Annotated in this window: 23 protein-coding genes; 8 read left to right on the top strand and 15 right to left on the bottom strand. The window is 62.5% G+C overall.

Translation table 11 applies throughout. The features are described from left to right. Positions 1-97 precede the first annotated feature (97 nt). Genes QP752_RS10775 through QP752_RS10785 form a run of 3 tightly spaced genes read right to left on the bottom strand, consistent with a single transcriptional unit; the run spans position 98 to position 2238 of the window. On the bottom strand, positions 98-1114 hold the full coding sequence (locus QP752_RS10775; protein WP_284805490.1) for a hypothetical protein: 1017 nt from the start codon (positions 1112-1114) through the stop codon (positions 98-100). After that, the gene (locus QP752_RS10780; RefSeq protein WP_284805491.1) at positions 1115-1864 is read right to left on the bottom strand and encodes an ABC transporter ATP-binding protein; all 750 of its coding nucleotides are present in this window, start codon (positions 1862-1864) and stop codon (positions 1115-1117) included. Further along, entirely contained in the window at positions 1861-2238 is a 378-nt protein-coding gene (locus QP752_RS10785) for a GntR family transcriptional regulator (RefSeq protein ID WP_070361735.1), read from the bottom strand. Before QP752_RS10785 ends, QP752_RS10780 begins: the two co-directional genes overlap by 4 nt. Positions 2239-2416: 178 nt before the next feature. On the opposite strand from QP752_RS10785, the gene QP752_RS10790 reads away from it, so the two are divergent. Continuing rightward, the gene (locus tag QP752_RS10790; RefSeq protein WP_284805492.1) at positions 2417-3670 is read left to right on the top strand and encodes an NYN domain-containing protein; all 1254 of its coding nucleotides are present in this window, start codon (positions 2417-2419) and stop codon (positions 3668-3670) included. Positions 3671-3852: 182 nt separating this feature from the next. Here QP752_RS10790 and QP752_RS10795 read toward each other — a convergent pair whose 3' ends face one another. Both QP752_RS10795 and trxA read right to left on the bottom strand, forming a co-directional pair. Next, entirely contained in the window at positions 3853-4590 is a 738-nt protein-coding gene (locus tag QP752_RS10795) for a PspA/IM30 family protein (protein ID WP_284805493.1), read from the bottom strand. Further along, positions 4590-4964: a thioredoxin gene (gene trxA / locus QP752_RS10800; protein ID WP_070361732.1), complete on the bottom strand. Its 375-nt coding sequence runs from the start codon at positions 4962-4964 to the stop codon at positions 4590-4592. The genes QP752_RS10795 and trxA overlap by 1 nt, the downstream gene beginning before the upstream one ends. 93 nt (positions 4965-5057) lie before the next feature. On the opposite strand from trxA, the gene QP752_RS10805 reads away from it, so the two are divergent. Continuing rightward, a complete protein-coding gene (locus tag QP752_RS10805; protein WP_284805494.1) occupies positions 5058-5258 on the top strand; it encodes a heavy-metal-associated domain-containing protein in 201 nt (66 codons plus the stop codon). Further along, positions 5258-7447, top strand: coding sequence for a cation-translocating P-type ATPase (locus tag QP752_RS10810; RefSeq protein WP_284805495.1), 2190 nt, complete (start codon positions 5258-5260; stop codon positions 7445-7447). Before QP752_RS10805 ends, QP752_RS10810 begins: the two co-directional genes overlap by 1 nt. Here the strand turns inward: QP752_RS10810 and QP752_RS10815 are convergent. The 5 genes from QP752_RS10815 to rpsF all read right to left on the bottom strand — a co-directional run bounded on the left by QP752_RS10815 (position 7437) and on the right by rpsF (position 11077). Then, on the bottom strand, positions 7437-7631 hold the full coding sequence (locus QP752_RS10815) for a hypothetical protein (RefSeq protein ID WP_070361729.1): 195 nt from the start codon (positions 7629-7631) through the stop codon (positions 7437-7439). The two genes, QP752_RS10810 and QP752_RS10815, sit on opposite strands and share 11 nt — an antisense overlap. Positions 7632-7760: 129 nt before the next feature. Continuing rightward, positions 7761-9233, bottom strand: coding sequence for a replicative DNA helicase (gene dnaB, locus QP752_RS10820; RefSeq protein ID WP_284805496.1), 1473 nt, complete (start codon positions 9231-9233; stop codon positions 7761-7763). Positions 9234-9669: 436 nt separating this feature from the next. Continuing rightward, a complete protein-coding gene (gene rplI, locus QP752_RS10825) occupies positions 9670-10122 on the bottom strand; it encodes a 50S ribosomal protein L9 (protein ID WP_070361727.1) in 453 nt (150 codons plus the stop codon). A gap of 47 nt (positions 10123-10169) precedes the next feature. After that, positions 10170-10739, bottom strand: a complete 570-nt coding sequence (locus tag QP752_RS10830; protein WP_070361726.1) for a single-stranded DNA-binding protein — start codon at positions 10737-10739, stop codon at positions 10170-10172. 41 nt (positions 10740-10780) lie between these two features. Then, positions 10781-11077 (bottom strand): 30S ribosomal protein S6, encoded by a 297-nt coding sequence (gene rpsF, locus QP752_RS10835; protein WP_070361725.1) that lies wholly within the window; start codon positions 11075-11077, stop codon positions 10781-10783. Between the two features lie 19 nt (positions 11078-11096). On the opposite strand from rpsF, the gene QP752_RS10840 reads away from it, so the two are divergent. After that, complete coding sequence (locus QP752_RS10840; protein ID WP_284805497.1) at positions 11097-11372, top strand: hypothetical protein; 276 nt, start codon at positions 11097-11099, stop codon at positions 11370-11372. Here the strand turns inward: QP752_RS10840 and QP752_RS10845 are convergent. The 3 genes from QP752_RS10845 to QP752_RS10855 all read right to left on the bottom strand — a co-directional run bounded on the left by QP752_RS10845 (position 11330) and on the right by QP752_RS10855 (position 15470). Continuing rightward, entirely contained in the window at positions 11330-12844 is a 1515-nt protein-coding gene (locus QP752_RS10845; RefSeq protein WP_070478595.1) for a glycosyltransferase family 87 protein, read from the bottom strand. The two genes, QP752_RS10840 and QP752_RS10845, sit on opposite strands and share 43 nt — an antisense overlap. Before the next feature lie 10 nt (positions 12845-12854). Beyond that, the gene (locus QP752_RS10850; RefSeq protein ID WP_070478593.1) at positions 12855-15044 is read right to left on the bottom strand and encodes a transglycosylase domain-containing protein; all 2190 of its coding nucleotides are present in this window, start codon (positions 15042-15044) and stop codon (positions 12855-12857) included. A 63-nt stretch (positions 15045-15107) separates the two neighbouring features. After that, positions 15108-15470, bottom strand: a complete 363-nt coding sequence (locus QP752_RS10855; protein WP_070478730.1) for a DUF5318 family protein — start codon at positions 15468-15470, stop codon at positions 15108-15110. A gap of 97 nt (positions 15471-15567) precedes the next feature. Between QP752_RS10855 and QP752_RS10860 the strand changes: the two genes are divergently transcribed. From QP752_RS10860 to QP752_RS10870, 3 genes are read left to right on the top strand one after another with little or no spacing between them, the layout of a single operon-like run. Next, positions 15568-16017, top strand: coding sequence for a MarR family winged helix-turn-helix transcriptional regulator (locus QP752_RS10860; protein ID WP_070361721.1), 450 nt, complete (start codon positions 15568-15570; stop codon positions 16015-16017). 14 nt (positions 16018-16031) lie between these two features. Continuing rightward, positions 16032-16991, top strand: a complete 960-nt coding sequence (locus tag QP752_RS10865; RefSeq protein ID WP_070478591.1) for a universal stress protein — start codon at positions 16032-16034, stop codon at positions 16989-16991. Positions 16992-16993: 2 nt separating this feature from the next. Next, positions 16994-17476 carry a hypothetical protein gene (locus QP752_RS10870; RefSeq protein WP_070478589.1) on the top strand — a complete coding sequence of 161 codons (483 nt, stop codon included), beginning with the start codon at positions 16994-16996 and terminating at the stop codon, positions 17474-17476. Here the strand turns inward: QP752_RS10870 and QP752_RS10875 are convergent. Both QP752_RS10875 and QP752_RS10880 read right to left on the bottom strand, forming a co-directional pair. Next, on the bottom strand, positions 17439-18347 hold the full coding sequence (locus tag QP752_RS10875; RefSeq protein ID WP_070361717.1) for a rhodanese-related sulfurtransferase: 909 nt from the start codon (positions 18345-18347) through the stop codon (positions 17439-17441). The two genes, QP752_RS10870 and QP752_RS10875, sit on opposite strands and share 38 nt — an antisense overlap. A 10-nt stretch (positions 18348-18357) precedes the next feature. Further along, complete coding sequence (locus QP752_RS10880) at positions 18358-19851, bottom strand: DUF1846 domain-containing protein (RefSeq protein WP_070363408.1); 1494 nt, start codon at positions 19849-19851, stop codon at positions 18358-18360. Between the two features lie 236 nt (positions 19852-20087). Between QP752_RS10880 and QP752_RS10885 the strand changes: the two genes are divergently transcribed. Next, positions 20088-20882: an Fpg/Nei family DNA glycosylase gene (locus QP752_RS10885; RefSeq protein WP_256001178.1), complete on the top strand. Its 795-nt coding sequence runs from the start codon at positions 20088-20090 to the stop codon at positions 20880-20882. Positions 20883-20896: the final 14 nt, after the last annotated feature.

The following is a 20896-nucleotide window of genomic DNA, read 5'->3' on the forward strand; positions in this document are numbered from 1 at the left end:
ACCGAGTCTGTCTGGCGGGGCGTTGTCGGTCTCGCTGACTCACATAAAGTTACACACACACCAACAACAACACAAATCGCCAGGCCAGAGGTTATTTTTACAACTTCATATCAGGGTTCTTTTGGGCGCCATTTGCGCGCCCCGTGACGTACAGTGCGAGCGTCACAAGTGCTAACAACAACGCACATCCGGCCACCATCACCGCTCCTTTCCAAGGCACGGGGTCACGGAGGAATTGCCAGAGAATCATGACGGCCATGAACGTCACCAGTTGGTTGCGTCCCCAGGCCAACGGGATCGCAAGTCCAGTGAGGATCAAGTTGAACGTTGCCCAGAGGGGCACGGTGGGCAGGGTGTGGGCGTCGAGAAGTGTAGGAAGGGTACGCAGCGCAACGTAGATCCCCGCGGCCACCGCCGCTGCACCCAGTTCATGCAGAGCCCACGTGCGACGGGGAATGCCGTACGCTCGGGCCGTCGTCGGCGAGCTTGTGCCCCAAGAATAGATAGCCGCGAAGCAACCGAAAAGGAAAAGGTCAGGGATGGTTGCGACGAACGGTATCCATGTTTTGTCGGCGAACGAGCGCACCGCAAACTGCACGGCGACCGAGCAAAGGCCAAAGGCCACGGCCAAGAGGAGCGGCTGTTTCCAGAAGAGTTGGAAGATGAGGGGCTGGTCCAGACGCAGCCCCATGATGGCCGAACCGTTGTCGGAAGAGTTGAGTTCTTCGCCGGTGGTGGAGTCGTTAGCTACGTATAGGGCAAGCCAGCCGGTGACCAGTGCGATGGCGAGCAGGCCGTACAGCGATGGGCTCACGATCAGCGTCGGGATGCAAAGTACGGCCCAGACCACGAGGGCGGCGCGGCGCTTGTACGCGAGGGCGCGCTTGCGGTTCATCCCATAGGAGCGAAAAACGTCCGATTCGGGGATGAAGGTCGCGTAGAGGAGGAGCGAGGAGAATGTCGCGGCTGTAATGACCAGCGGGACGCTGCCCAACCAGTCGGCAAAGATGGTCGCTTCGCCCATGAGCAGGCCGAAGAGTGTCATCCAGAAGCGCCATTTGGAGCCTGCGAACATTTGGGCGCGGAAGAAGCCGGGGCGGACAAAGGTCTGCATTTAGCTCACCTCCAGGAGGTGCTCGATGACGTCGCCGAAATCGACAGGTCGCAGGGGGTTGCTCAGGTCGAGGCGCTCGGCGTGGGCGTCGGCATCGTCGGCGGTCACGTGCGCACTGACCTTGCCGTCGCGGCCCAGCACCAGGGCGCTGCTCAGAATTTTCGACGCCTCTTCGATATGGTGCGTGGCCATCACGAACGTGCGTCCGTCCTCGGCCACGTCGAGGAGGTGGCGATAGAACACGTTGGTGTTGTGGACGTCGAGGCCGACGTAGGGTTCGTCGAGAAGCGTGAGCTCGGCGCCAGAGGCGATGCCGACAATGTTGCCGACCATCGCGCGCTGGCCGCGCGACATCTTGCTGTACGTGGTGCCGAGCGCCTCGTCGAGGTCGAAGTCGTCGATGAGGCGGCGCGCGAGCCCATCGTCCCAGTTCGGGTACCGCAGCTGCGCGCCCTTGAGAATGTCCTTGCCGCTCCAGCTCGCCGGGTAGCCGACGTCGACGCCGGTGAGCGCGACGCGGTCCATCACCGCTGCGTTATCGAACGGAGCCAGGCCGAACACCTCGACGGCGCCGCCGGAGGATTTCAGTTGGCCGGCGACAATCTGCAACAACGTCGACTTACCGACGCCATTTCGCCCCAACAGCCCGTGGATGCCGCCAGACGGCAGGTCGAAGGACACCCCGTTGAGGACGTGCTTCTTACCAAAGTGCTTCTCTAGCCCATCGGCGCGGATAATCATGGCGTTCATTGATACATTCCTCTACTTTCTGCTACTCGATGTACAAGGTCGATCAAGTCGTCGCGGCTCAGGCCGACGCGGACGGCTTCGTCGATAAGAGGGGCGACGAACGTACCCGGGAACGCTTCCCGGCGGGTTTCCAGGATCCGTTCGCGCGCGTCCGGGGTGACGAACATCCCGAGGCCGCGGCGCTTCTCGAGGACCTGGGCGTCGACAAGTAAGCCGAGGCCCTTGCGTGCTGTCGCGGGGTTGATGTTGTGGAAGGCTGCGAGCTCGTTTGTCGACGGCGCCCGCTCGCCCGACTTCAGCGTCCCGTCGACGATGAGGTCCTCCACCAACTTCGCGATCTGCACGAAGAGTGGCTCTGAATCCCCAACCACCATTCCTCCCTTCGAGCTCGTTGGTTAGTTACTGCACTAACTAACTATAGAACCGTGGTCAGGTAGCTCGCAAGGACCCCTACGAAATTTCTTGAACTACTAGCATGAGTAGGCACACAAACATATGTAGCCTTGTGATGAAAAGAATTTAACGACAATAAAGAATCGGAATTTAGGAGCCATGCTTGAACGCACACTGGTGTTCGTCGACACTTCTTACCTACTGGCGAGCTTTTACAACTCATGGGAAATCGGCGCGCGAGCACAATTAGAAATCGACTTACCCGAGGTAGTCGCCAACCTCGGAGTCATGATCAGCCACCAACTCCACCAACCCATCCACCGTCAAATGTGGTACGACGGCATCCCCGACTCCGGACCCCACCGCTACCAGCGCGCCCTGCGCTCCTGCGACGGGGTCCAACTCCGCACGGGGCAACTCATCGAATGGGGTGAGCGGCGCACCCAAAAAGGTGTCGACACCCGACTCGTCGCCGACCTGGTCATCAACGCAACACGTGGCCAGTTCAGCGACTTCGTCCTTGTCTCCGGCGACGCCGACATGATCCCAGGCGTCGAAGAAGCCACCAACAACGGCGTACGCGTCCACCTCTACGGATTCGGCTGGGACTCGATGTCCTCCGCCCTCCGCCACGCCTGCGACACCACCACCATCCTCGACCCACGCGAAGACTTCGCAGACTCCATGCAACTCCGCGTCCTCGAAGGGCCCCTCCCACCAAGCATCCGGGAACGCCCGATCGCCGACGCCGAACCCGTCGAAGACAACCAAGGCCCCACCGAAGTACCCGGCCTGGGACCCGACCCACTCGCTGCGCCGGAGGAGCCTGCTGCTGAGGAGCCCGCTTCGGACCAGCCGGTCGATCCACCGGCCGCGGAAACCCCAGTTACCCCAGCGACCCCGGCGACCCCATCGCCTGCCGATATGCCGAAGCCCGGCCCAAAGCCTGGCCCGGTCCCCACGGAACCACCGGCACCGGTCAAGTCGGCAGAGCCTGCAACACCTGCCGAGGACCCGAAGCCGGAAACCATCTCCGACGAGGACACCGACGACGTACCGGCCCCCAAACCGGCACCGAAGCCGTCGATGATGGCACCGCGCCGCAAACTCCGCTCGCGCTACGTGCCGCTTCCGGAAGAAGTCTGGACGTCCTCCGGCTTCCAAACCCCCTACGACGTGGGACAACAGTACGCAGCCTGGTGGTTCGAGAACGCCGCATCCAGCGAACAGCGCGACAAGGCCCACATGCTTTCCGGTGGCGGTCTGCCGCCGGAGATCGATAGGCCGCTGCTCCAGTTCGCCTGCGAGACCCTGCACGAGTACACCCTGACGGAAACCCAGCGCGTCAACCTTCGCGACGGCTTCCACTCCGGCATCCGCGGCGTACTCATCAACATTCGCCGCGAAAGCTAACACACTTTCGATACAACAAGGCCCCTGTCCGACACATTCAGGTCGGGCAGGGGCATTCTTTCTGCGTTGTGCGCTGCGGTTTTTCTAAATGTGAGCAACAGGATTGTAGTAATCCCCATTTCGAACTTATTTTCGGGGAATACTACAATCCTGTTACTACAGTTTGCGGCGCTGAGGTTTTCCTAATCCTTGCTGTCCTCGATTTCCTTCGGGGCCTCGGAAGAGGACGAAGCCGACTTGCCGCCGGAAAGCTCAGCGCGGATCTGATCCAGGCGGGCGCTGGCGGCGACATCGCTGCCGGCCGACTCGATTTCGGTCATCCGGTCCGTCATGGAGGACTTAGCCAGCTCCTGCTCGCCGAGCGCCTGGGCGTAGCGGCGTTCGATCTTGTCCCGAACGCCGTCGAGGGTCGGGACGTTGTCGTCGCCGCCGAACTGGTTGAGGGAGTCCATGGCCTTAGTGGTCTGCTCTTGCATTTTCGCCTGGTCAAGCTGGGATTCCAGCTGGGAGACCTGGGCGAGCTGTTCCTGCAGGCGCGCCTCGGATTCCTTCTGCTTCGCTTGGGCTTCCTGTGCGGCTTGCTCGGCGGCGGCGTAGGCCTGCTTGGTTTGCTCGAGTTCCTGCTCGACGGACACCAGCTGGGTGGCGATGACCTCGGCGGCGGCGTCATCGTTCGTTTGGAGGGCGGTCTTGGTCTTCGCCTCGAGGTCCTGTTGGGACTTGAGCAGGCGGTCCAGTTTCATGCTGAGCTGGTTGCGGTTGCCGATGATGGCGGCTGCGTGCTCAGTAATTTCCTGGTGCTGCTTCTTCGCGGCGGCGACGGCCTGCTGGATTTGCACCTTCGGGTCGGCGTTTTCGTCGATCTTGGTGTCGAAGGACTGCATCAGGTACTTCCAGCCCTTCACGAATGGGTTTGCCATTACTGTCCCTCCTGCGCGTTTTGGGCCTCGACCTGGCGGCGGACCTCGTCCATGTCGAGTGCCTTGACTTGCTCGACAAGGTCGTTGAATGCGGATTCCGGCAGGGCACCGGCTTCGCGGTAGACCATGATTCCGTCACGGAACGCCATGAGCGTCGGGATTGCCTGGATATCCAGGGCGACCGCTACTTGCTGGTATTCCTCGGTGTTGAGCTTCGCAAAGGTCACATCCGGGTGCTTCTCGGAGACCTTTTCGTAAACAGGCGCGAACTGGCGGCAGGGGCCGCACCAGGACGCCCAGCAGTCGACGATGACAATGCCCTCTCCGAGAACGGTTTCCTGGAATGTTTCCTCAGTGAGGTCGGTTGTGGCCATTAGGTAGCTCCTTTTCGTTTTTTGTTAGATTGGCAGCTATCAATGCAACACTAACAAGTGCGGGGCGATTCCCGCAGGAAGGAAGGAAATATTATGGCAACGCAAACATTCCAGGTTGAGGGCATGAGCTGCGGGCATTGCGAGCTCAGCATCCAGGAAGAGGTCGGGGAAATCCCGGGCGTGACCTCGGTGAACGCTGATCACACAACCGGCAAGGTTGTGGTTGAGGGCGCAGAGGTGAGCAGGGAGGACGTCGATAAGGCGGTTGAGGAAGCGGGGTTCAAGCTGATCTAATGTCGAATGCACAGATAGAACTCGGCGTTTCGGGCATGACGTGTACGTCGTGCTCGTCGCGGGTGCAGCGAAAGCTGAACAAGATGGAGGGGGTCGAGGCGTCGGTGAACTTTTCGACGGAGACCGCCTCCGTCGAGTACGATCCGGCGCTCGCGGACCCTGATGCGTTGATCAAAACGATTCGGAACGCGGGCTACGATGCGTTCACGGTCACTGACGCCGACGAGCCGCTTGACGACGCCCCCTCCGAACCCGAGCGCGACACCCTCTTGTGGACCATCGTGTGGTCCGCGGTGGTGTCACTGCCGGTGATGCTGGTGTCGATGATTCCGGCGTTACAGTTCACGTACTGGCAGTGGGCGGCGTTTGCTGCCACGACCCTGGTGTATTTCTCGGCAGGGTCGCTTTTCCACCGCAATGCCCTGTTGAACTTGCGTCACGGCAGCATGACCATGGATACGCTGATTTCCATGGGCACCACGGCCGCCTACGGGTGGTCGATCTATGCACTGTTCTTCGGCAACGCGGGCGAACCGGGCATGAGAATGCACATGAGCCTGACGCCGAACTCTGCCGGGATGGACGAAGTCTATCTGGAGACGGTGTGCGTCGTCATCACGTTCTTGCTGCTTGGGCGCTGGTTTGAGCACCGCGCGAAGGGGCGCAGCTCCGAGGCGTTACGCAACTTGCTGCACATGGGCGCGAAGGATGCGACTGTGCTGCGCGACGGCGTGGAAACGCGCGTGCCGATCGCCGACGTGAAGGTCGGCGACACGTTCGTGGTGCGCCCAGGCGAGAAGGTCGCGACGGACGGCACGGTGGTCGAGGGACGCTCGGCGATCGACGCCTCAATGCTCACCGGCGAGTCTGTTCCTGTCGACGTCAAGGAAGGCGACGACGTCACGGGCGCGACCCTGAACACGCACGGCCGACTGCTTGTGCAAGCAACACGCGTTGGTTCGGACACGACGCTGGCGCAGATGGGCCAGCTGGTCAAGGATGCACAGGCCGGCAAGGCGCCGGTAGAGCGGCTGGTAGACAGGATCGCGCAGATCTTCGTCCCGACCGTGATCGCTATCTCGGCGGTATCCCTGGTGGTGCACCTCCTGTTGGGCTACAGCGTGGCTGCCGCGTTTACGGCGGCGGTGGCGGTGCTGATCATCGCGTGCCCGTGCGCGCTCGGCCTGGCCACCCCGACCGCCATCCTGGTGGGCACCGGGCGAGGAGCCGAGCTCGGGTTGTTGATCCGCGGCCCGGAGATCCTGGAATCCACCCGCCAGGTGGACACCATCGTGATGGACAAGACCGGGACCGTCACCACCGGCGAAATGACCGTGGTTGACGCGAATGGCAGCAGCGACGCCCTCGCACTCGCCGCCGCCGTGGAGGCGCACTCGGAGCACCCCATCGCCCGTGCCATCACCGCTTACGTCCAGGACGCTCGCACCGAGTCCGTCACCGACTTCCGGAACGAGCCCGGCATCGGCGCCAGCGCGACCGTTGACGACAAACACGTCCGGGTGGGGCGCCCAACGGTTGACCTCGGCGAATACCGGGACGACTTTGAGTCCATGGAGGCGACTGGCGCGACCGTGGTCGCCGTCGAGGTCGACGGCGTGCTTGAAGGGGTTATTGCGGTGCGCGACGCCGTGAAGGAAGATTCCCGGGTGGGCGTCGAAAAGCTGAAGGAGCTGGGGCTCGAGCCGCACCTGCTCACTGGCGACAACCGCGCGACCGCGCTCGCCGTGGCGAAGGAAGTGGGTATCGACGCCGCCAACGTCACCGCCGGCGTACTCCCCGCCGACAAAGTCGACCTGGTACGCAGCCTGCAGGACGCGGGCAAACGCGTGGCGATGATCGGTGACGGCGTGAACGACGCCGCAGCGCTCGCGCAGGCCGACCTTGGCATGGCGATGGGCGCCGGTACCGACGTGGCCATCGAGGCCTCCGACATCACCCTGATGAATAACTCGCTGGTCAGCGCCGCCGACGGCATCCGCCTGTCGCGCGCGACGCTGCGCACCATCAAAGGCAACCTGTTCTGGGCCTTTGCATACAACGTGGTGCTCATCCCCGTGGCAGCCATCGGGCTGCTCAACCCCCTGCTTGCAGGCATAGCGATGGCATTTTCATCCGTGTTCGTAGTGACGAACTCGCTGCGGCTGCGCCGCTTCCGCGCTACGCGCTAAACAGGCCGCGGAGGCGGTGCAGGACACCGCTTGGCTGGGAGGTGGCGGCCAGCTCGTCGATGCTGCGGGGGAGGTTCAGCAGCATCGTCGAATCCTGGTTCTTCGCGACGGTAATACGTTCCTCTAATTGGGCCACCGTGTGGGCGCACGCGGACGGTGCGTCGTGCATCATTCGGACAGACATTGTGACTTTTCCTTCGTTCGTAACTGTGTTAGGCCACAATGCTAGCCAGAAACGCGCAGCGTGTCATGCATGGCGAGCCAACCCTAAGCAAGGGCAGCCTTGGCTGTCCACCCCCGGACGGGTGCAGGATTAGCCGTGCGCCATGTTCACGAAGCGCGAGTAGTGCAGCTGGTGCGCAACCGGAATCGTGTCGATTGGCCCGCCGCGGTGCTTCGCCACGATGATGTCGGCTTCGCCGGCGCGCTCGTCGTCGCGGTCCTGCGAGTCCGGGCGGTAGAGCAGGAAGACCATATCGGCGTCCTGCTCCAGGGAGCCGGATTCACGCAGGTCGGCGAGCTGCGGCTTCTTGTCTGTGCGGGCCTCGGGGCCACGGTTGAGCTGGGAAATCGCGATCACCGGTACCTCGAGCTCCTTCGCCAATAGCTTCAGGTTACGGGAGAACTCGGAGACCTCCTGCTGGCGCGACTCCACTCGCTTGCCGGAGCTCATCAGCTGCAGGTAGTCCAGCACGATCAGGTCGAGGCCCTGCTGCTGCTTCAACCGGCGCGCCTTAGAGCGGATCTCCATCATGGTGAGGTTGGGGGAGTCGTCGATAAAGAGTGGGGCGTCCTGGATCTCCTCGAGCCGACGGGTGAGCTTCTCCCAGTCCTGCTCCCCCATCTGCCCCGAGCGCATCGAGGACAGCTTGATCTCTGTTTCGGCCGAAAGCATGCGCATGATGATTTCGGACGCGCTCATTTCGAGCGAGAAAATCACTGAGGTCTTGCCCTGCTGGATTGAGCAGGAGCGCATGAAGTCGAGCGCCAGCGTCGACTTACCGACGCCCGGGCGCGCCGCGATGATGATCATCTGCCCTGCGTGCAGACCGTTGGTGAGCTTGTCCAGGTCAATGAAGCCGGTGGGCACGCCCTGCTCCAGGCCACCGCCCTGCGCGATGGCCGCGAGCTCGTCGACGGTGTCCTGCAGCAGGTCGCCGAGCACCTTGTAGTCCTCGCCAGCGTTCTTGCGGGAGATCTGGAAGAGCTCCTGCTGAGCGCGGTCCACGACGGCGTCGATCTCCATGCCGTCTTCGCCCTCATAGCCGAGCTGCACAACGTGCGTACCGGCATTGACCAGCTGGCGGAGGACCGACTTCTCCTCGACGATCTCCGCGTAGTAGCGGGCGTTGGCGGCCGTCGGCACCTCGGAGATGAGCGTGTGCAAGTAAGGAGCGCCGCCGACACGCTCAAGCTCGTTGTTACGGTCCAGCTGGCCTGCGACGACCACCGCGTCAATGTCGGATCCGTGCGAGTACAGGTTCGTGATGGTCTTGTACACCAGCTGGTTCGCTGGGAAGTAGAAGTCCTCCGGGCGCAACGCGTCCGAAACGTCAGTGATGACGTCCTGGTTGAGCAGCATGGCGCCAAGCACGGAACGCTCCGCGCGCTCGTCGTGCGGGGGCTGGCGGTACTCCTTCAGGTCCTTGCGGCCCCGGTTAAAGTTCAACGACCCGCCGTCCCACTGGCGTGGCTCCGGCGGCACCGAGGACTCCGGAGGCTCCGGTGGTGGAACGTAGTCGTCGTCAAAATCGTCGAAGCTCGCGGCACTCGAGTTCTCAGCCATGCAGTACCCTTTACCCTTTCGTGTTGCACAACAGCGTACCGGATACCCCAGACATTCACGTACCGCCAGTTGAGTTATCCACAGGGGCTGTGAATAGTTTTCTATTGTGCCTGGGGTCTATCCACAGGGGGTGTGCACAACGTGTGGAGAGTGTGTGGAAAAGCCATCGAAGGCGCGCCCTACAGCAACCTCTTCGCAGGTCACACCACTTTTATTCAAGACGATACCCATTGGCACCCCCGGTGGATAACCCGCTACCAGCCGGTTTGACTAGGCGCCTTCGGTGCGCTAAATACACCGTCACATGAGGGGCACACCGCCTCGCTGTGGAGAGTTATCCACAAGCGCAGGCAGGCAAACGAAAACGGGCCCCGCTCCTCACAAGCGGGACCCGTTCTCAAGCTGTTGTCGTTGGACTACCTATCGGTAATCGTCGTTATTTGCTAACGACCTCGAAGTTCACTTTGCCTTCCACGCTGTCGTGGAGGTTCACCTTGACCTGGTATCCACCGGTCTTGGTAACAAGGCCCTTCGGTACATTGATGCGGCGCTTGTCCAGGGATGGACCGCCGGCTGCCTTGACAGCTGCTGCGATGTCGCCAGGCTTGACGGAGCCGAACAGCTTGCCCTTCTCGGAGGTACGCACTGGCACCTTCACGCCGGTCAGCTGGTCGAGCTGATCACGCAGCTCCTTTGCGTGGTCCAAGTCGCGGACCTCGCGCTCCTTCTGTACACGCTGAATATCACGGATCTGCTTCTCTGCACCGCGGGTGGCTGGGATAGCCAGGCCACGTGGGAGCAGGAAGTTACGGCCATAGCCGCCCTTGACCTCGACGATCTCGCCTGCCTCGCCAAGGTTATCAACGGCAGCGGTGAGGATCAGTTTCATGAATCCTAACCTTCCTTGAGTTGAAAATGCTTATGTGTGGGAAATGCTTAGAACGGGGGCTCGTCGTCCATCCCGCCGAATCCACCGGCAGGTGGAGCCGAATTCCACGGATCGTTTTGCGGCTGCGACTGCTGTGCCTGCTGCTGTTGCTGTGCAGGCTGCTGCGGTGCCTGACCAAACCCACCCATGTTCTGAGGCTGCTGCTGTTGCTGTTGCTGCTGTGGGCGACCGTAGCCCGAGTTGCCTTCGCGTGGCGTGCGCTGCACGTTCGCGGTGGCATACTTCAGGGACGGGCCTACCTCATCAACTTCGACCTCAAACACGGTGCGGTTTTCGCCCTCGCGGGTCTGGTAGGAGCGCTGCTTCAGGCGACCGTTGACGATAACGCGCATGCCCTTGGTGAGGGACTCCGCGACGTTCTCCGCCATCTGACGCCAGCAGTTACAGGTCAAAAACAGGGCCTCGCCGTCTTCCCACTGATTCGTGTCGCGGTTGAACTGGCGTGGCGTGGAAGCGATGCGGAAGTTCGCTACCGCTGCACCACTTGGAATAAACCGCAGTTCCGGGTCCGCAACCAGGTTGCCGACGACGGTGATCGGTGTATCGCCTTGTGCCATTGTTTTGACTCCTTCGTTTCCGTGGTTCCGAAAGCCGTTCTTTACTTGTCGGTTCGCAGAACCTTGGTGCGCAGCACTGATTCGCTCAGGCTCAGCACACGATCGAGCTCTTGGACGGTATCTGCTGCGCATTCAAGATTGATGACAGCGTAGATGCCCTCTTCCTTCTTGTTGATTGGGTACGCAAGACGCTGCTTGCCCCACACATCAACGTTTTCTACCTTGCCGTTTTCCTTACGGACGATCTCGAGGAACTTGTCCAGGGACGGGGCAACGGTGCGTTCATCCTGCTGTGGATCGAGGATGATCATTACTTCGTAGTGACGCACGGACCTCATCACCTCCTATGGTCTAGATTTGAATGTTTTCGGCCGCCGCATTGTGCGGTGGCAGGAGGGTCGTTGCGTCAAGCAACCCCACCAGCGTACCCCACCCGTTACGCTGGGCAAAATACTTCTCGACGCCCCCTCCGCCCTACTGCGGATTGGGCACGGCTACGAAGACCGCGAGGATCACCGGAATGACGGTAATGAAGACAAAAGCGGCAAGACCGTAGCCGACGGCGCGAGGGATTTCTTGACGGTTCGTCGCTACGAACGCTGCGGCGATGAAACCGAATCCGACTGCGATTGAGGCGATTCCGGTAACGGTTGCGGATCCCATGCTGGCTCCTTCCAATCTTCAGGGGTAGTCAGAAGCGGGTCGTGGCCGTTGTGCGCGGCAGCAACTTTGTCCTCGCGTTTGCCGAACATCTGCTGGATAACCAGCACCATGATGGCGATGATGAGTGCGTCGCGGGAGATGATGACGGTGTCCAGCAGCGCGCCAGGAGCACCCTTTTGGTCCTCGCCCATCATGTGCCACATCAGCACTGGCCACACCATCATGTCGACCGTCATCCAGGAAAGCAGGAGGCGCCAGTACGGCAGCGCCAGGACAGCGGGAACGATGAACCAGATGGAGTACTGGGGGCTCCACACCTTGTTGAAGAGGAGGAAGAACCCGACGATGAGCACGAACAGCTCGGCGACGCGCGGCGTGCGCGGCGCCTTCAGGCCAAGCACGAGGACGGCTGCGCAGCCCGCGAGGAAGAGCACCAGCGTAACCGTGTTCAGGATGACGGGGGCGCCTTCACCACTATCAAACCCGCTCCAGCCGAAGACGCGGTTGATCACTGCGTAGATGGTGGTCCACTCCCAGCCGCGGTCAGTGTTCAAGCGGTTGAACTCATTCCATGCCTCCGGGTTGTGCAGGTACACCGGTAGGTTCACCGCAGCCCAGGTCAGCGCCGTGGTGGCAACCATCTTGAGGAAGGGCACGAAATTCCGCTTCCGGATGGCCAACACCAGGTATGCGCCGAGGATAAACAGCGGCCACAGCTTGAACGCGGTACCGGCGCCAATCAGCACGCCTGCCAGCCAGTACTTCTTATTCCGCACGGCGAGCATCGCCGCCACCACGAAAAAGATTGAGGGGATGTCCCAGTTGGTAAACAGGTGCATGATCAGCAACGGGGAACCGACAACGAGCAGCGTGTCCCAGATTCGGTTGCCGGCAAGCTCCGCCACCATGCGCGCTGTAACCACCCAAATGGCGGCCAGGATGAGCACTGTTACGTAGAAGTACCAACCGGACTCCGGCAGGATGCGCGAGACTGCGAAGTAGGTGTTGCGGGAGATGAACGCGCAGAACTGCTGGAACAGGCCGGCGAGCACCGGGTACTCCATGTAGCGAGTCAGGTCGCCCTCAACCCAGGAGAAGTCGTAGACGAAGCCCGGCTGGTCCAGGCCGCGGCCGCCGTACAGCGGCAGGATGTCGTTATAGCAAAAGGAGGTGTACTGGCGGTTGCCGTCCCAGTTGACCTGCATCACGCCGGCGTCGTCAAGCTTGCCCATCGCGCAGTTTGACTTTGAGAGCGCGCCGAGGCCGATGAAGACGTAGGCGAGCGCGAAAATGGTGCGCAGCGGCGTCCAGAACTTAGAGCGTCCAATTTGGGCAAAGCGCCCCATAGGTCCGCCGAGGAACTCAACCCAACCGCGGGCGGCGGGTTCGGTGAGGGCTGGCTGGACGCGATCCTTCGGGTCAGGCCACGTGGTTGCTGTCATCGTTGCTCCGTTATCCAAAGATATCGTTTATAACCTGGTCGATTGCGTCCTGTACCGGGTCCGGCCGCGGCGCGGGCGCCGGTGCTGGCGCCGGAGCCGGAGCCGGTGCGGGGGCTGGTGCCGCCGGCTGGCCAGGTCCGGCCTCGCCCGTCGGCGCGTTGGCGTCGGCGCTTGGCGACGCCGCATCAGCCGGAGCACCCGTGGTCGAATTACCGGAGAAGCCACCGTAGTAGCCGCCCAGGTTCACGCCGCCCGAGTAGGGGTTGACGCCCCAGTACACAGGGGATGCCTCAGGGAAGTACTCGAAGTCCTGGCCCTGCAGGAGGGAGTCCAGCACGTTCTTCCAGATCCGGCCTGGAGTGTCGGCGCCGAACATGTTGCCGCCGTAGGAGTTGAAGATCGCCGAGGTGTTGTCGGCGGTACCGACCCACACGGCCACGGCGAGCTGCGGCGTCGAGCCGACGGTCCACGCATCCTTGTTCAGGCCGGTGTTACCAAGCTGGGCGGTACCGGTCTTCGCGGCGGACGGGCGACCGCCTGCCAGCACGGCGTTGGAGTACGGGACGACGGACTGCATCGCCTTGATCACGTTGTCAGCGACCTGCTGGGAAACGCGGCGTTCCGTGTAGCCGGGGTCGAACTCGTAGAGGACCTCGCCGTAGGCGTCGGTGACGCGCTGCACGAAGTGCGTCGGGTGCGCCAGACCGCGGTTCGTCAGCGTGGAGACGGCGGTGGCCATGTCGAGTACACGGGACTGATACTGGCCCAGCACGATGCCCTCGTAGGGCTGGCCACCGTTTTCACGCAGCGTGACCGGGATGCCCGGGATGGAGCGGGCCACGCCGAGGGCGTGCGCCATGTCCGCGGTGTCCTGCGTGGTGTTGTCCAGGTCATCCTGGATGCGCATGAACGCGGTGTTCGAGGAGGTGCGGGTGGCGTCGAGCATGGAGAGCATGCCGGAGCCGCCGCCGTCCCAGTTGGTCACTACGTGGCCGCCTGGCAGCGTCACCGGGGTGGCCGAGTACATCGCGTTGAGCGGGATGCCCTGCTGCAAGGCCGCGGCCAGCGCGAAGATCTTGAAGGTGGAGCCGGTCTGCAGGCCGGCGTTGGCGTAGTCCCAGCCGGAGGGGTCGTCGCCGCCGTAGTAGGCGCGTACTGCGCCCGTCTTCGGGTCGATGGCCACGACGCCGGTGCGGGCGTCGTCCTGCAGGAGCGAAAGCTGCTCGCGGGAAATCCGCTCAACCTCTGACTGCGAGTTCGGGTCAATCGTGGTGGTGATCTTCAAACCACGGTTGGTAAGGTCCGACTCGGAGATGCCGATGGTGGCCAGCTCCGTCATCACCTGGTTCTTAATCAGGCCGTTCGGGCCGCTCGCCTCGGTGTAGGCGGAGTAGGTCGACGGATCGCGGGTCTCCGGGTACTGCAGCCCGGCGCGCTTCGCAGGGTCGAGCTTGTTCGTCTCAACGAGCCCATCCATCACGTAGTTCCAGCGGGCTTTCGCGCCATCAGGGTTGGTCCACGGGTCGAGCTGGCTCGGCAGCTGGATGGAGGACGCAAGCACGCCGCCCTCCTCCAGCGTCAGCTCGCTGGCCGGTTTGTCGAAGAATGCGTGCGCGGCAGCCTCGATGCCGTATGCGTTGCGCCCGAAGTAGACGGTGTTGAGGTAGGCGTTGAGGATTTCTTCCTTGGTCCAAGAGTGGGTCATCTTGATGGAGTAGACGAGCTCTTTGGCCTTGCGCTCATAGGAGTGCTCATTGCCGACCAGGGCGTTCTTCACGTACTGCTGCGTAATCGTGGAGCCACCACCGGCTGATGCGTTGCCGGTAATCTGGCCGATCACGGCGCGACCGAAGCCGGTGAAGGAGAAGCCGGAGTTGTCCCAGAAGTCGCGGTCCTCGGCAGCGAGGACGGCGTTTTGCACGTCAACTGGCACCTGCTCCAGCGGGATCTGAACGCGGTTGCCCTCCGGCGGCACGATGCGAGCCAGGTCGGTTTTGCCGTCGTTAAAGTAGAGGTTTGAGATCTGCGCCGTTTCGATCTCATGCGGCTCCGGGATGTTCGCCCGCTGGTAGTTCCAGATAAACCACACAGCTGGGATGCTGGCCAGCAGCACCAAGAGCAGGAGCATGGCTAGGACCCATTGGCCCGTCCGCGACCGGGACTTGGATGGGGTCTTGGTTTTCTCGTCTACGTTAGTCACACATTGTCCCTGTACGATCACCTACAGAATTGCTACAGCACACACTACCCGTACCGGGCGTTTTTACCGCACTGGAGTGGCGGTCCATTCTTGCAACAAGTGGTTCCAGTGGCAGTGGGGGCACACTTCCACCTTGTGCACGGTGATGGGGCCGACCTCACCAACGAGGGTGTCAATCTCGGCCTCGCTGCGTGCGGTGCCGGTGCGACGTCCAAGCTTTTCGCTGTACACCCAGCGCACTTCTCGCATGTCACGGCCGCAAATTGGGCAGTTTCTTTTCGACGCCTCTCCGTGATGTTCTGCGGCTGCGCGGAGGAGGAAGTCGGCGTCGCAAAGCTCTTCTTTGGGAATGTGCCCGGCGTGATAGGCGCGAAGGGCCGCCCGGCGTTGCCATTCGTGCGAAACTTCGTGCTGGTAGGTGAACATCGCCGCCATACTAGCGCAACAACATAGTTTCCTTCGCCTATGTATAGAATGATGCGTTGCACGTTTTGTTCGTCTCTTTTGTACAAGGCAGGTCCTTATGGCTGATCGTCCTGACCCGTTGGAGTTGGCACAGCGTATTCGCCCGGCGATGACGAGTTTGTATGTCGCGTATTTCCGAAATACGGAACGCTCCGACCTCACCGGCCCCCAGCTTTCGATCTTGCGTCGCCTCGAGGTGGAAGGGCCAAGCCGGATCAGCCATATCGCCACGTCAGAGGGCGTGCGAATGCCGACGGCCTCGAACACCATCAACCAGCTGGAGAAGCGCGGCCTAGTGCACCGCACGCGCTCCGCGGAGGACAGGCGCGGCGTGCTCGTCGACCTAACTGACCAGGGCAAACGCGAGCTGAGGCGAGTGGGCAAGGAGCGCACGCAGTACCTCGCGGATATGCTCGCCACGCTTGATGACGCCTCGCTGCAGCAGCTCGACGCCGCCACCGAGGCAATTAATACCCTGGCAGACGTCTACGCGAACCCGGAAAGCTAATACACTAGGTCGGTATGGCGCCACGATCTTTCTCTTCTGAACTAGCCCAGTCCTTTGAGTCTGAGCGCCCACTTCGAGTGCTCGTTGGTTGGGATGCTTCCAACTCGGAGGCGATCGAGTTCGCCGCCTGGCTGGGGCGGAGCCTGCCCGTGACGGTGCGGGTTGCGGCGTCGGTGTCGGGTTCGTGGACGAAGTCGCTGTCGTCGAAGAAGTACGACAAGTGGCTGCAGAAGCAGCGAGACACCATCAGCGAGAAGGCCACGAAGGCGCTGAAGCACGAGTTGCCGCGTTCGCAGTGGGCGGACCCGGTGGCGCAGGTGCTGGAGCGCGGCAGCCTCGCGGAGTGCCTGTTCGAGATGGCGGACGGTTTCGAGGCTGATATTTTGCTGCTCGGCTCGAAGTCGAAGACATCGAAAGGCCGCTTCCGGCCGACCTCCGACGCGGACGAGATGATGCACTCCTCCCCGCTTCCGCTGGGCCTGGCGCCGAAGGGCGTGCAGCTTTCGAAGAAGGGCATCACCCGCGTCACCTACTCGCTCATCGACTCTGGCGCGGTGCAGCCGAGCTTCTCCGGCCTGGCGTACGCCACCACGCTCGCCTGCCTTCTCGACGTCCCGCTGCGCATCATCGCGTTTTCCCCCAGCGAGGGCGGCGGTTTCGACGATCAGGAAGACCAGATGGAGTGGAACGAGGCCGCGCTCGGCCTGTTGGACCGCGCACGCGACTCGGCGTTTGCTGTCGCGGAACACCTCGGGCCGGAGCACACCGAACGTCTCGACGTCTCCAACTTCGTCGCCACCGGCAAGGGTTGGAAGAAGGCCATCGACTCGGTGAAGTGGAAGAAGGGCGACATTTTGTGCCTGGGCTCGAAGTCCTCGGGCCCGCTCAAGCGCGTGTTCGTTGGCACCCGCGAGGGCGAGTTCATCCGCTTCGCCCCCGTGCCCGTCATCGTGTACCCACGAGGGAAGCACTAACCATGGCTGACGTATTTGACCACCCCGAAAACGATCTGCATTCCGGCGCGGACCGCTTCTCCCGCGTCCGGCCGGAACCGGCCAGCTTCGACGAGCTTGCCCTAGAGCCGGACCCGCTGGAGGTCGCGCGGCGCAACAAGGCGTCGACGAAGCAGGCGATCACGCTTGCGGTGGTGACGGTGCTTGGCACGCTGCTGTTCGCGTGGGCACTCGCCGCCGTCGCCCGCGTGCAGGGCGGCCCCCTGTGTGAGGCCGGGGACGCGACGTGGCTGTGCACCGAGTCGTGGCGGACGTGGTGGGCCGTCGTCACCTCGATTCCGCCGGTGGCGGGCCTACTCACCTGCGCGGTGCTGATGGTGCGCAAGCTCAACCGCTACGAGCGCTGGATCCCCTGGATGGGCGTGTTCTGGCTGCCCATCGTGCCGTTCACCATGTGGTGGCTGACGGTCACGATTGGGATGCTGGCGCTTGATGCGACGCACTAGCGCAATCTGCGCAGTACGGGTTCTCCTCCCGGCAGGCCTCGCAGCTTAAGTACTGGTGGCGGCACTCCGGCTCGTTCACGCAGTTATAGAACATGTTCGACGGCGCCCCGCAGTGCACGCAGTGGCCAAGCTGCACATAGTCCGGGTCATTCTCCGGGCCGAACTCGGTGTGCATCCGCTTATCAAACACGTACAGCGAGCCCTCCCACAGGCCCGAGTTGCCGTACTTCTCGCCGTAGCGGACGATGCCGCCGTCGATCTGGTAGACCTCCTCGAAGCCGCGGTTCTTCATCAGGCTGGACAGGATCTCGCAGCGGATACCGCCGGTGCAGTAGGAGATGACTGGTTTGTCCTTCATCCAGTCGTACTTGCCGCTCTCCAGCTCCTTGATGAAGTCGTGGGTGGTTTCCACGTCCGGGACCACGGCGTTCTTAAACTTGCCAATCTCAGCCTCGCGGGCGTTGCGGCCGTCGAAAAACACAACATCCGGGTTGTTGGCCACCAGCTCGTTGACCTCCTCCGGCTTCAGGTGTGTGCCGCCCCCGACGACGCCATGCTCGTCCACCTTCAGCTCGCCCGGCGCGCCGAACGCCACGATCTCATCGCGCGCCTTGACCGACAGCTTCGGGAAGTCCTCCGCGCCGCCCTCAGACCACTTGAACTCGATGCCCCGGAAATACTCCTTCGTCTTCTTCACGTAGGTCTTGCAGGCCTTAATGTCGCCACCGACGGTGCCGTTGATACCGTCCTTGGAGATCAGGATGCGGCCGGTCAGTCCCAGGCCCTCGCAGAGGTCGCGCTGCCAGAGGCGTACCGCGTCCGGGTCCGCGATGGGCTGGAACTTGTAATACAGGAGGATCTTGCTCGTCATGCCCACGAGTTTAGCGCTTGTGGTAGAGCCCCTTCTTCCAGTACTTCGGCTCCGAGGTCACCAGCACGCCGAGGTTGCGGAAAATGCCCTCGTCGACGGAGCCAAGAATGGTGCTGGTGTGCGCGTCGCAGCCACGCAGGTTCTTCAGCTGCTCCAGCGCCGCCGCCGCATCACTGCTTGTCGACGCCGACACCGACAACGCAATGAGCACCTCATCAGTATGCAGCCGCGGGTTCACGGACCCGAGGTGGCGCGTCTTCAGCGTCTGGATCGGCTCGATGGAATCCGGCGACAGGAGGTGGACGGAGTCGTCGATCCCCGCGAGCACCTTCAAGGCGTTGAGCAGCACCGCCGCCGACGGGCCCAACAGGTCCGTGGTCTTGCCGGTCACGATGGTGCCGTCCGGCAGCTCCAGCGCAGCGCCCGGCGTGCCGGTGGTTTGTGCGACCTCCAGGGCCGGAGCGACCACCACGCGGTCCTGCGGGGTCACCTCCGCCTTGCGCATGATGTTCAGGATCCGGTCGGAGACGGTGTGGTCGGAGTCGTCGCGGCGCTCGTCCACGAGCGTCTTGTAGTAGCGGCGCACGATCTCCTGCTTCGCGGCGTGGCGGCAAGCGGCGTCATCACTGATGCAGTAGCCGGCCATGTTCACACCCATGTCCGTCGGTGACTGGTACGGCTCCTCCCCCGTCACCTCGCGCAGCAGCGCCTTGAGCAGCGGGAACACCTCAATGTCGCGGTTATAGCTGGTGACGGTCTCCCCGTAGGCGTCCAGGTGGTACTGGTCGATCACGTTGACGTCATCAAGGTCGGCCGTCGCGGCCTCGTACGCGAGGTTCACCGGGTGCGACAGCGGCAAGTTCCAGATGGGGAACGTCTCAAACTTGGCATAGCCAGCGTTAATACCGCGACGGTGCTCGTGGTAGATCTGGCTCAGGCACGTGGCCAGCTTGCCGGAGCCCGGACCCGGCGCCGTCATCACGATCAGGTCGCGGGACGTCTCCACGTACTCGTTGCGGCCGAAGCCCTCCTCGGACACGATGCGCTGCGTATCGTGCGGGTACCCGGCGATCATGTAGTGGCGCGACACTGTCAGGCCCAGACGCTGCAGCCTCTCAATGAACGCCTCCACCAGCGGGTTCTCACCCTCCAGCTGGGTCACCACCACATTCTCGACGAGGAACCCTCGCTCCCGGAACACGTCCACGAGGCGCAGCACGTCCTCCTCGTAGGAAATCCCGAGGTCCGCCCGCATCTTCTGGCGCACCACGTCACCCGCATTAAACGCGATCACGATCTCGACCTCATCCTTGATGCGGTCCAACATCGCAATCTTGTTATCCGGCGTAAACCCCGGCAGAACGCGGGAGGCATGATTGTCGTCGAAGAGCTTGCCACCCATCTCTAGGTAGAGCTTTCCCCCAATTGCTTTTCGTCGGGCCGAAATGTGCTCCGACTGCATCGCAATGTACTTATCCCGATCAAATCCAACGCTATATGGCATGGAACCTGAAGTATACCGGGCCAGCGCGCGCATCTCTATTTGTGCACGTTGGGGCGGGTTGGTTCCCGTCGACCTCTTACGGTCGACCAACCCTGGTCAGCGCGGAATCAGGTTTTTGGCGTCGAAAAGCCCCAAATTGCCGTGACCTGCGTTGGTCGACGCTAAGAGGTCGACCGGAGCGGAAGCGGGTGCGCGCTGTACCTTGGTCGGTGAGATATAAGGAGTAGCAGAGTCTAATGCCCGAAGGCCACGTCATCCACCGCCTCGCCCGCCACTTGAACGACACGTTTGCGGGGCAGCCCATCGAGATTTCCTCCCCGCAAGGGCGTTTCGACGTCTCCCCGCTCGCCGGCGCCACCCTGACGGAGGCCCGCGCGGTGGGCAAGCACCTGTTCCTGGAGTTCTCCACGGCGACGGTGCACGTGCACCTGGGCCTGATTGGTTCCTTCCGATTCGAGCCCGCCGAGGACGTGTGGGGGCAGATCCGGCTGCGCCTGGCCAACGAGGAGGTGGCGGCAAACCTGCGCGGCCCGCAGTACTGCCGCTACGTCTCCCCGCCGGAGGAGCAGGCGATCCTGGACCGCAGCGGCGAGGACCCCCTCGACCCGGACGCGGATCCGGAGGCGCTGTGGGAGAGGGTGCGGGCGTCGAGACGCACGATTGGGTCGTTGATGATGGACCAGCAGTACTTCGCTGGCGTGGGCAATATATACCGTGCGGAGCCGCTGTTTCGCCTGGGTATTTCGCCGTTTGTGCCGGGCCGGGCGTTGGACCATGGGGAGTTCCTGCGTCTATGGCAGGACGTGCGCGAGCTGATGGAGTATGGGGTGGAGCACGGCCGGATAGATACTGTGCGCCCCGAGCACAGCCCCGAGGCGATGGACAGACCACCCCGGAAGGACGACCACGGCGGTGAGGTCTACGTGTACCGCCGCGCCGGCGAGCCCTGCTTTGTGTGCGGCACGCCGATCGAGGTGCGCAAGTACGAGGGCCGCAATTTGTTCTGGTGCCCCTCCTGCCAGGCGGAATAGCGCGTAGAATGGCG

The organism is Corynebacterium sp. UMB10321, from assembly GCF_030228725.1.
Lineage (GTDB): Bacteria > Actinomycetota > Actinomycetes > Mycobacteriales > Mycobacteriaceae > Corynebacterium > Corynebacterium pseudogenitalium.

Bases quoted from the DNA above. Each gene is read 5' to 3' on its own strand.
- QP752_RS10810 (WP_284805495.1), top strand. From the start codon at position 5,258: ATGTCGAATGCACAGATAGAACTCGGCGTTTCGGGCATGACGTGTACG.
- QP752_RS10830 (WP_070361726.1), bottom strand. From the start codon at position 10,739: ATGGCACAAGGCGATACACCGATCACCGTCGTCGGCAACCTGGTTGCG.
- rplI (WP_070361727.1), bottom strand. From the start codon at position 10,122: ATGAAACTGATCCTCACCGCTGCCGTTGATAACCTTGGCGAGGCAGGC.
- QP752_RS10785 (WP_070361735.1), bottom strand. From the start codon at position 2,238: ATGGTGGTTGGGGATTCAGAGCCACTCTTCGTGCAGATCGCGAAGTTG.
- QP752_RS10805 (WP_284805494.1), top strand. From the start codon at position 5,058: ATGGCAACGCAAACATTCCAGGTTGAGGGCATGAGCTGCGGGCATTGC.
- QP752_RS10815 (WP_070361729.1), bottom strand. From the start codon at position 7,631: ATGTCTGTCCGAATGATGCACGACGCACCGTCCGCGTGCGCCCACACG.
- QP752_RS10875 (WP_070361717.1), bottom strand. From the start codon at position 18,347: ATGACGAGCAAGATCCTCCTGTATTACAAGTTCCAGCCCATCGCGGAC.
- QP752_RS10775 (WP_284805490.1), bottom strand. From the start codon at position 1,114: ATGCAGACCTTTGTCCGCCCCGGCTTCTTCCGCGCCCAAATGTTCGCA.
- QP752_RS10790 (WP_284805492.1), top strand. From the start codon at position 2,417: ATGCTTGAACGCACACTGGTGTTCGTCGACACTTCTTACCTACTGGCG.
- QP752_RS10865 (WP_070478591.1), top strand. From the start codon at position 16,032: ATGGCGCCACGATCTTTCTCTTCTGAACTAGCCCAGTCCTTTGAGTCT.
- QP752_RS10845 (WP_070478595.1), bottom strand. From the start codon at position 12,844: ATGACAGCAACCACGTGGCCTGACCCGAAGGATCGCGTCCAGCCAGCC.
- dnaB (WP_284805496.1), bottom strand. From the start codon at position 9,233: ATGGCTGAGAACTCGAGTGCCGCGAGCTTCGACGATTTTGACGACGAC.
- QP752_RS10880 (WP_070363408.1), bottom strand. From the start codon at position 19,851: ATGCCATATAGCGTTGGATTTGATCGGGATAAGTACATTGCGATGCAG.
- QP752_RS10885 (WP_256001178.1), top strand. From the start codon at position 20,088: ATGCCCGAAGGCCACGTCATCCACCGCCTCGCCCGCCACTTGAACGAC.
- QP752_RS10780 (WP_284805491.1), bottom strand. From the start codon at position 1,864: ATGAACGCCATGATTATCCGCGCCGATGGGCTAGAGAAGCACTTTGGT.
- QP752_RS10870 (WP_070478589.1), top strand. From the start codon at position 16,994: ATGGCTGACGTATTTGACCACCCCGAAAACGATCTGCATTCCGGCGCG.
- QP752_RS10795 (WP_284805493.1), bottom strand. From the start codon at position 4,590: ATGGCAAACCCATTCGTGAAGGGCTGGAAGTACCTGATGCAGTCCTTC.
- QP752_RS10855 (WP_070478730.1), bottom strand. From the start codon at position 15,470: ATGTTCACCTACCAGCACGAAGTTTCGCACGAATGGCAACGCCGGGCG.
- QP752_RS10860 (WP_070361721.1), top strand. From the start codon at position 15,568: ATGGCTGATCGTCCTGACCCGTTGGAGTTGGCACAGCGTATTCGCCCG.
- trxA (WP_070361732.1), bottom strand. From the start codon at position 4,964: ATGGCCACAACCGACCTCACTGAGGAAACATTCCAGGAAACCGTTCTC.
- rpsF (WP_070361725.1), bottom strand. From the start codon at position 11,077: ATGAGGTCCGTGCGTCACTACGAAGTAATGATCATCCTCGATCCACAG.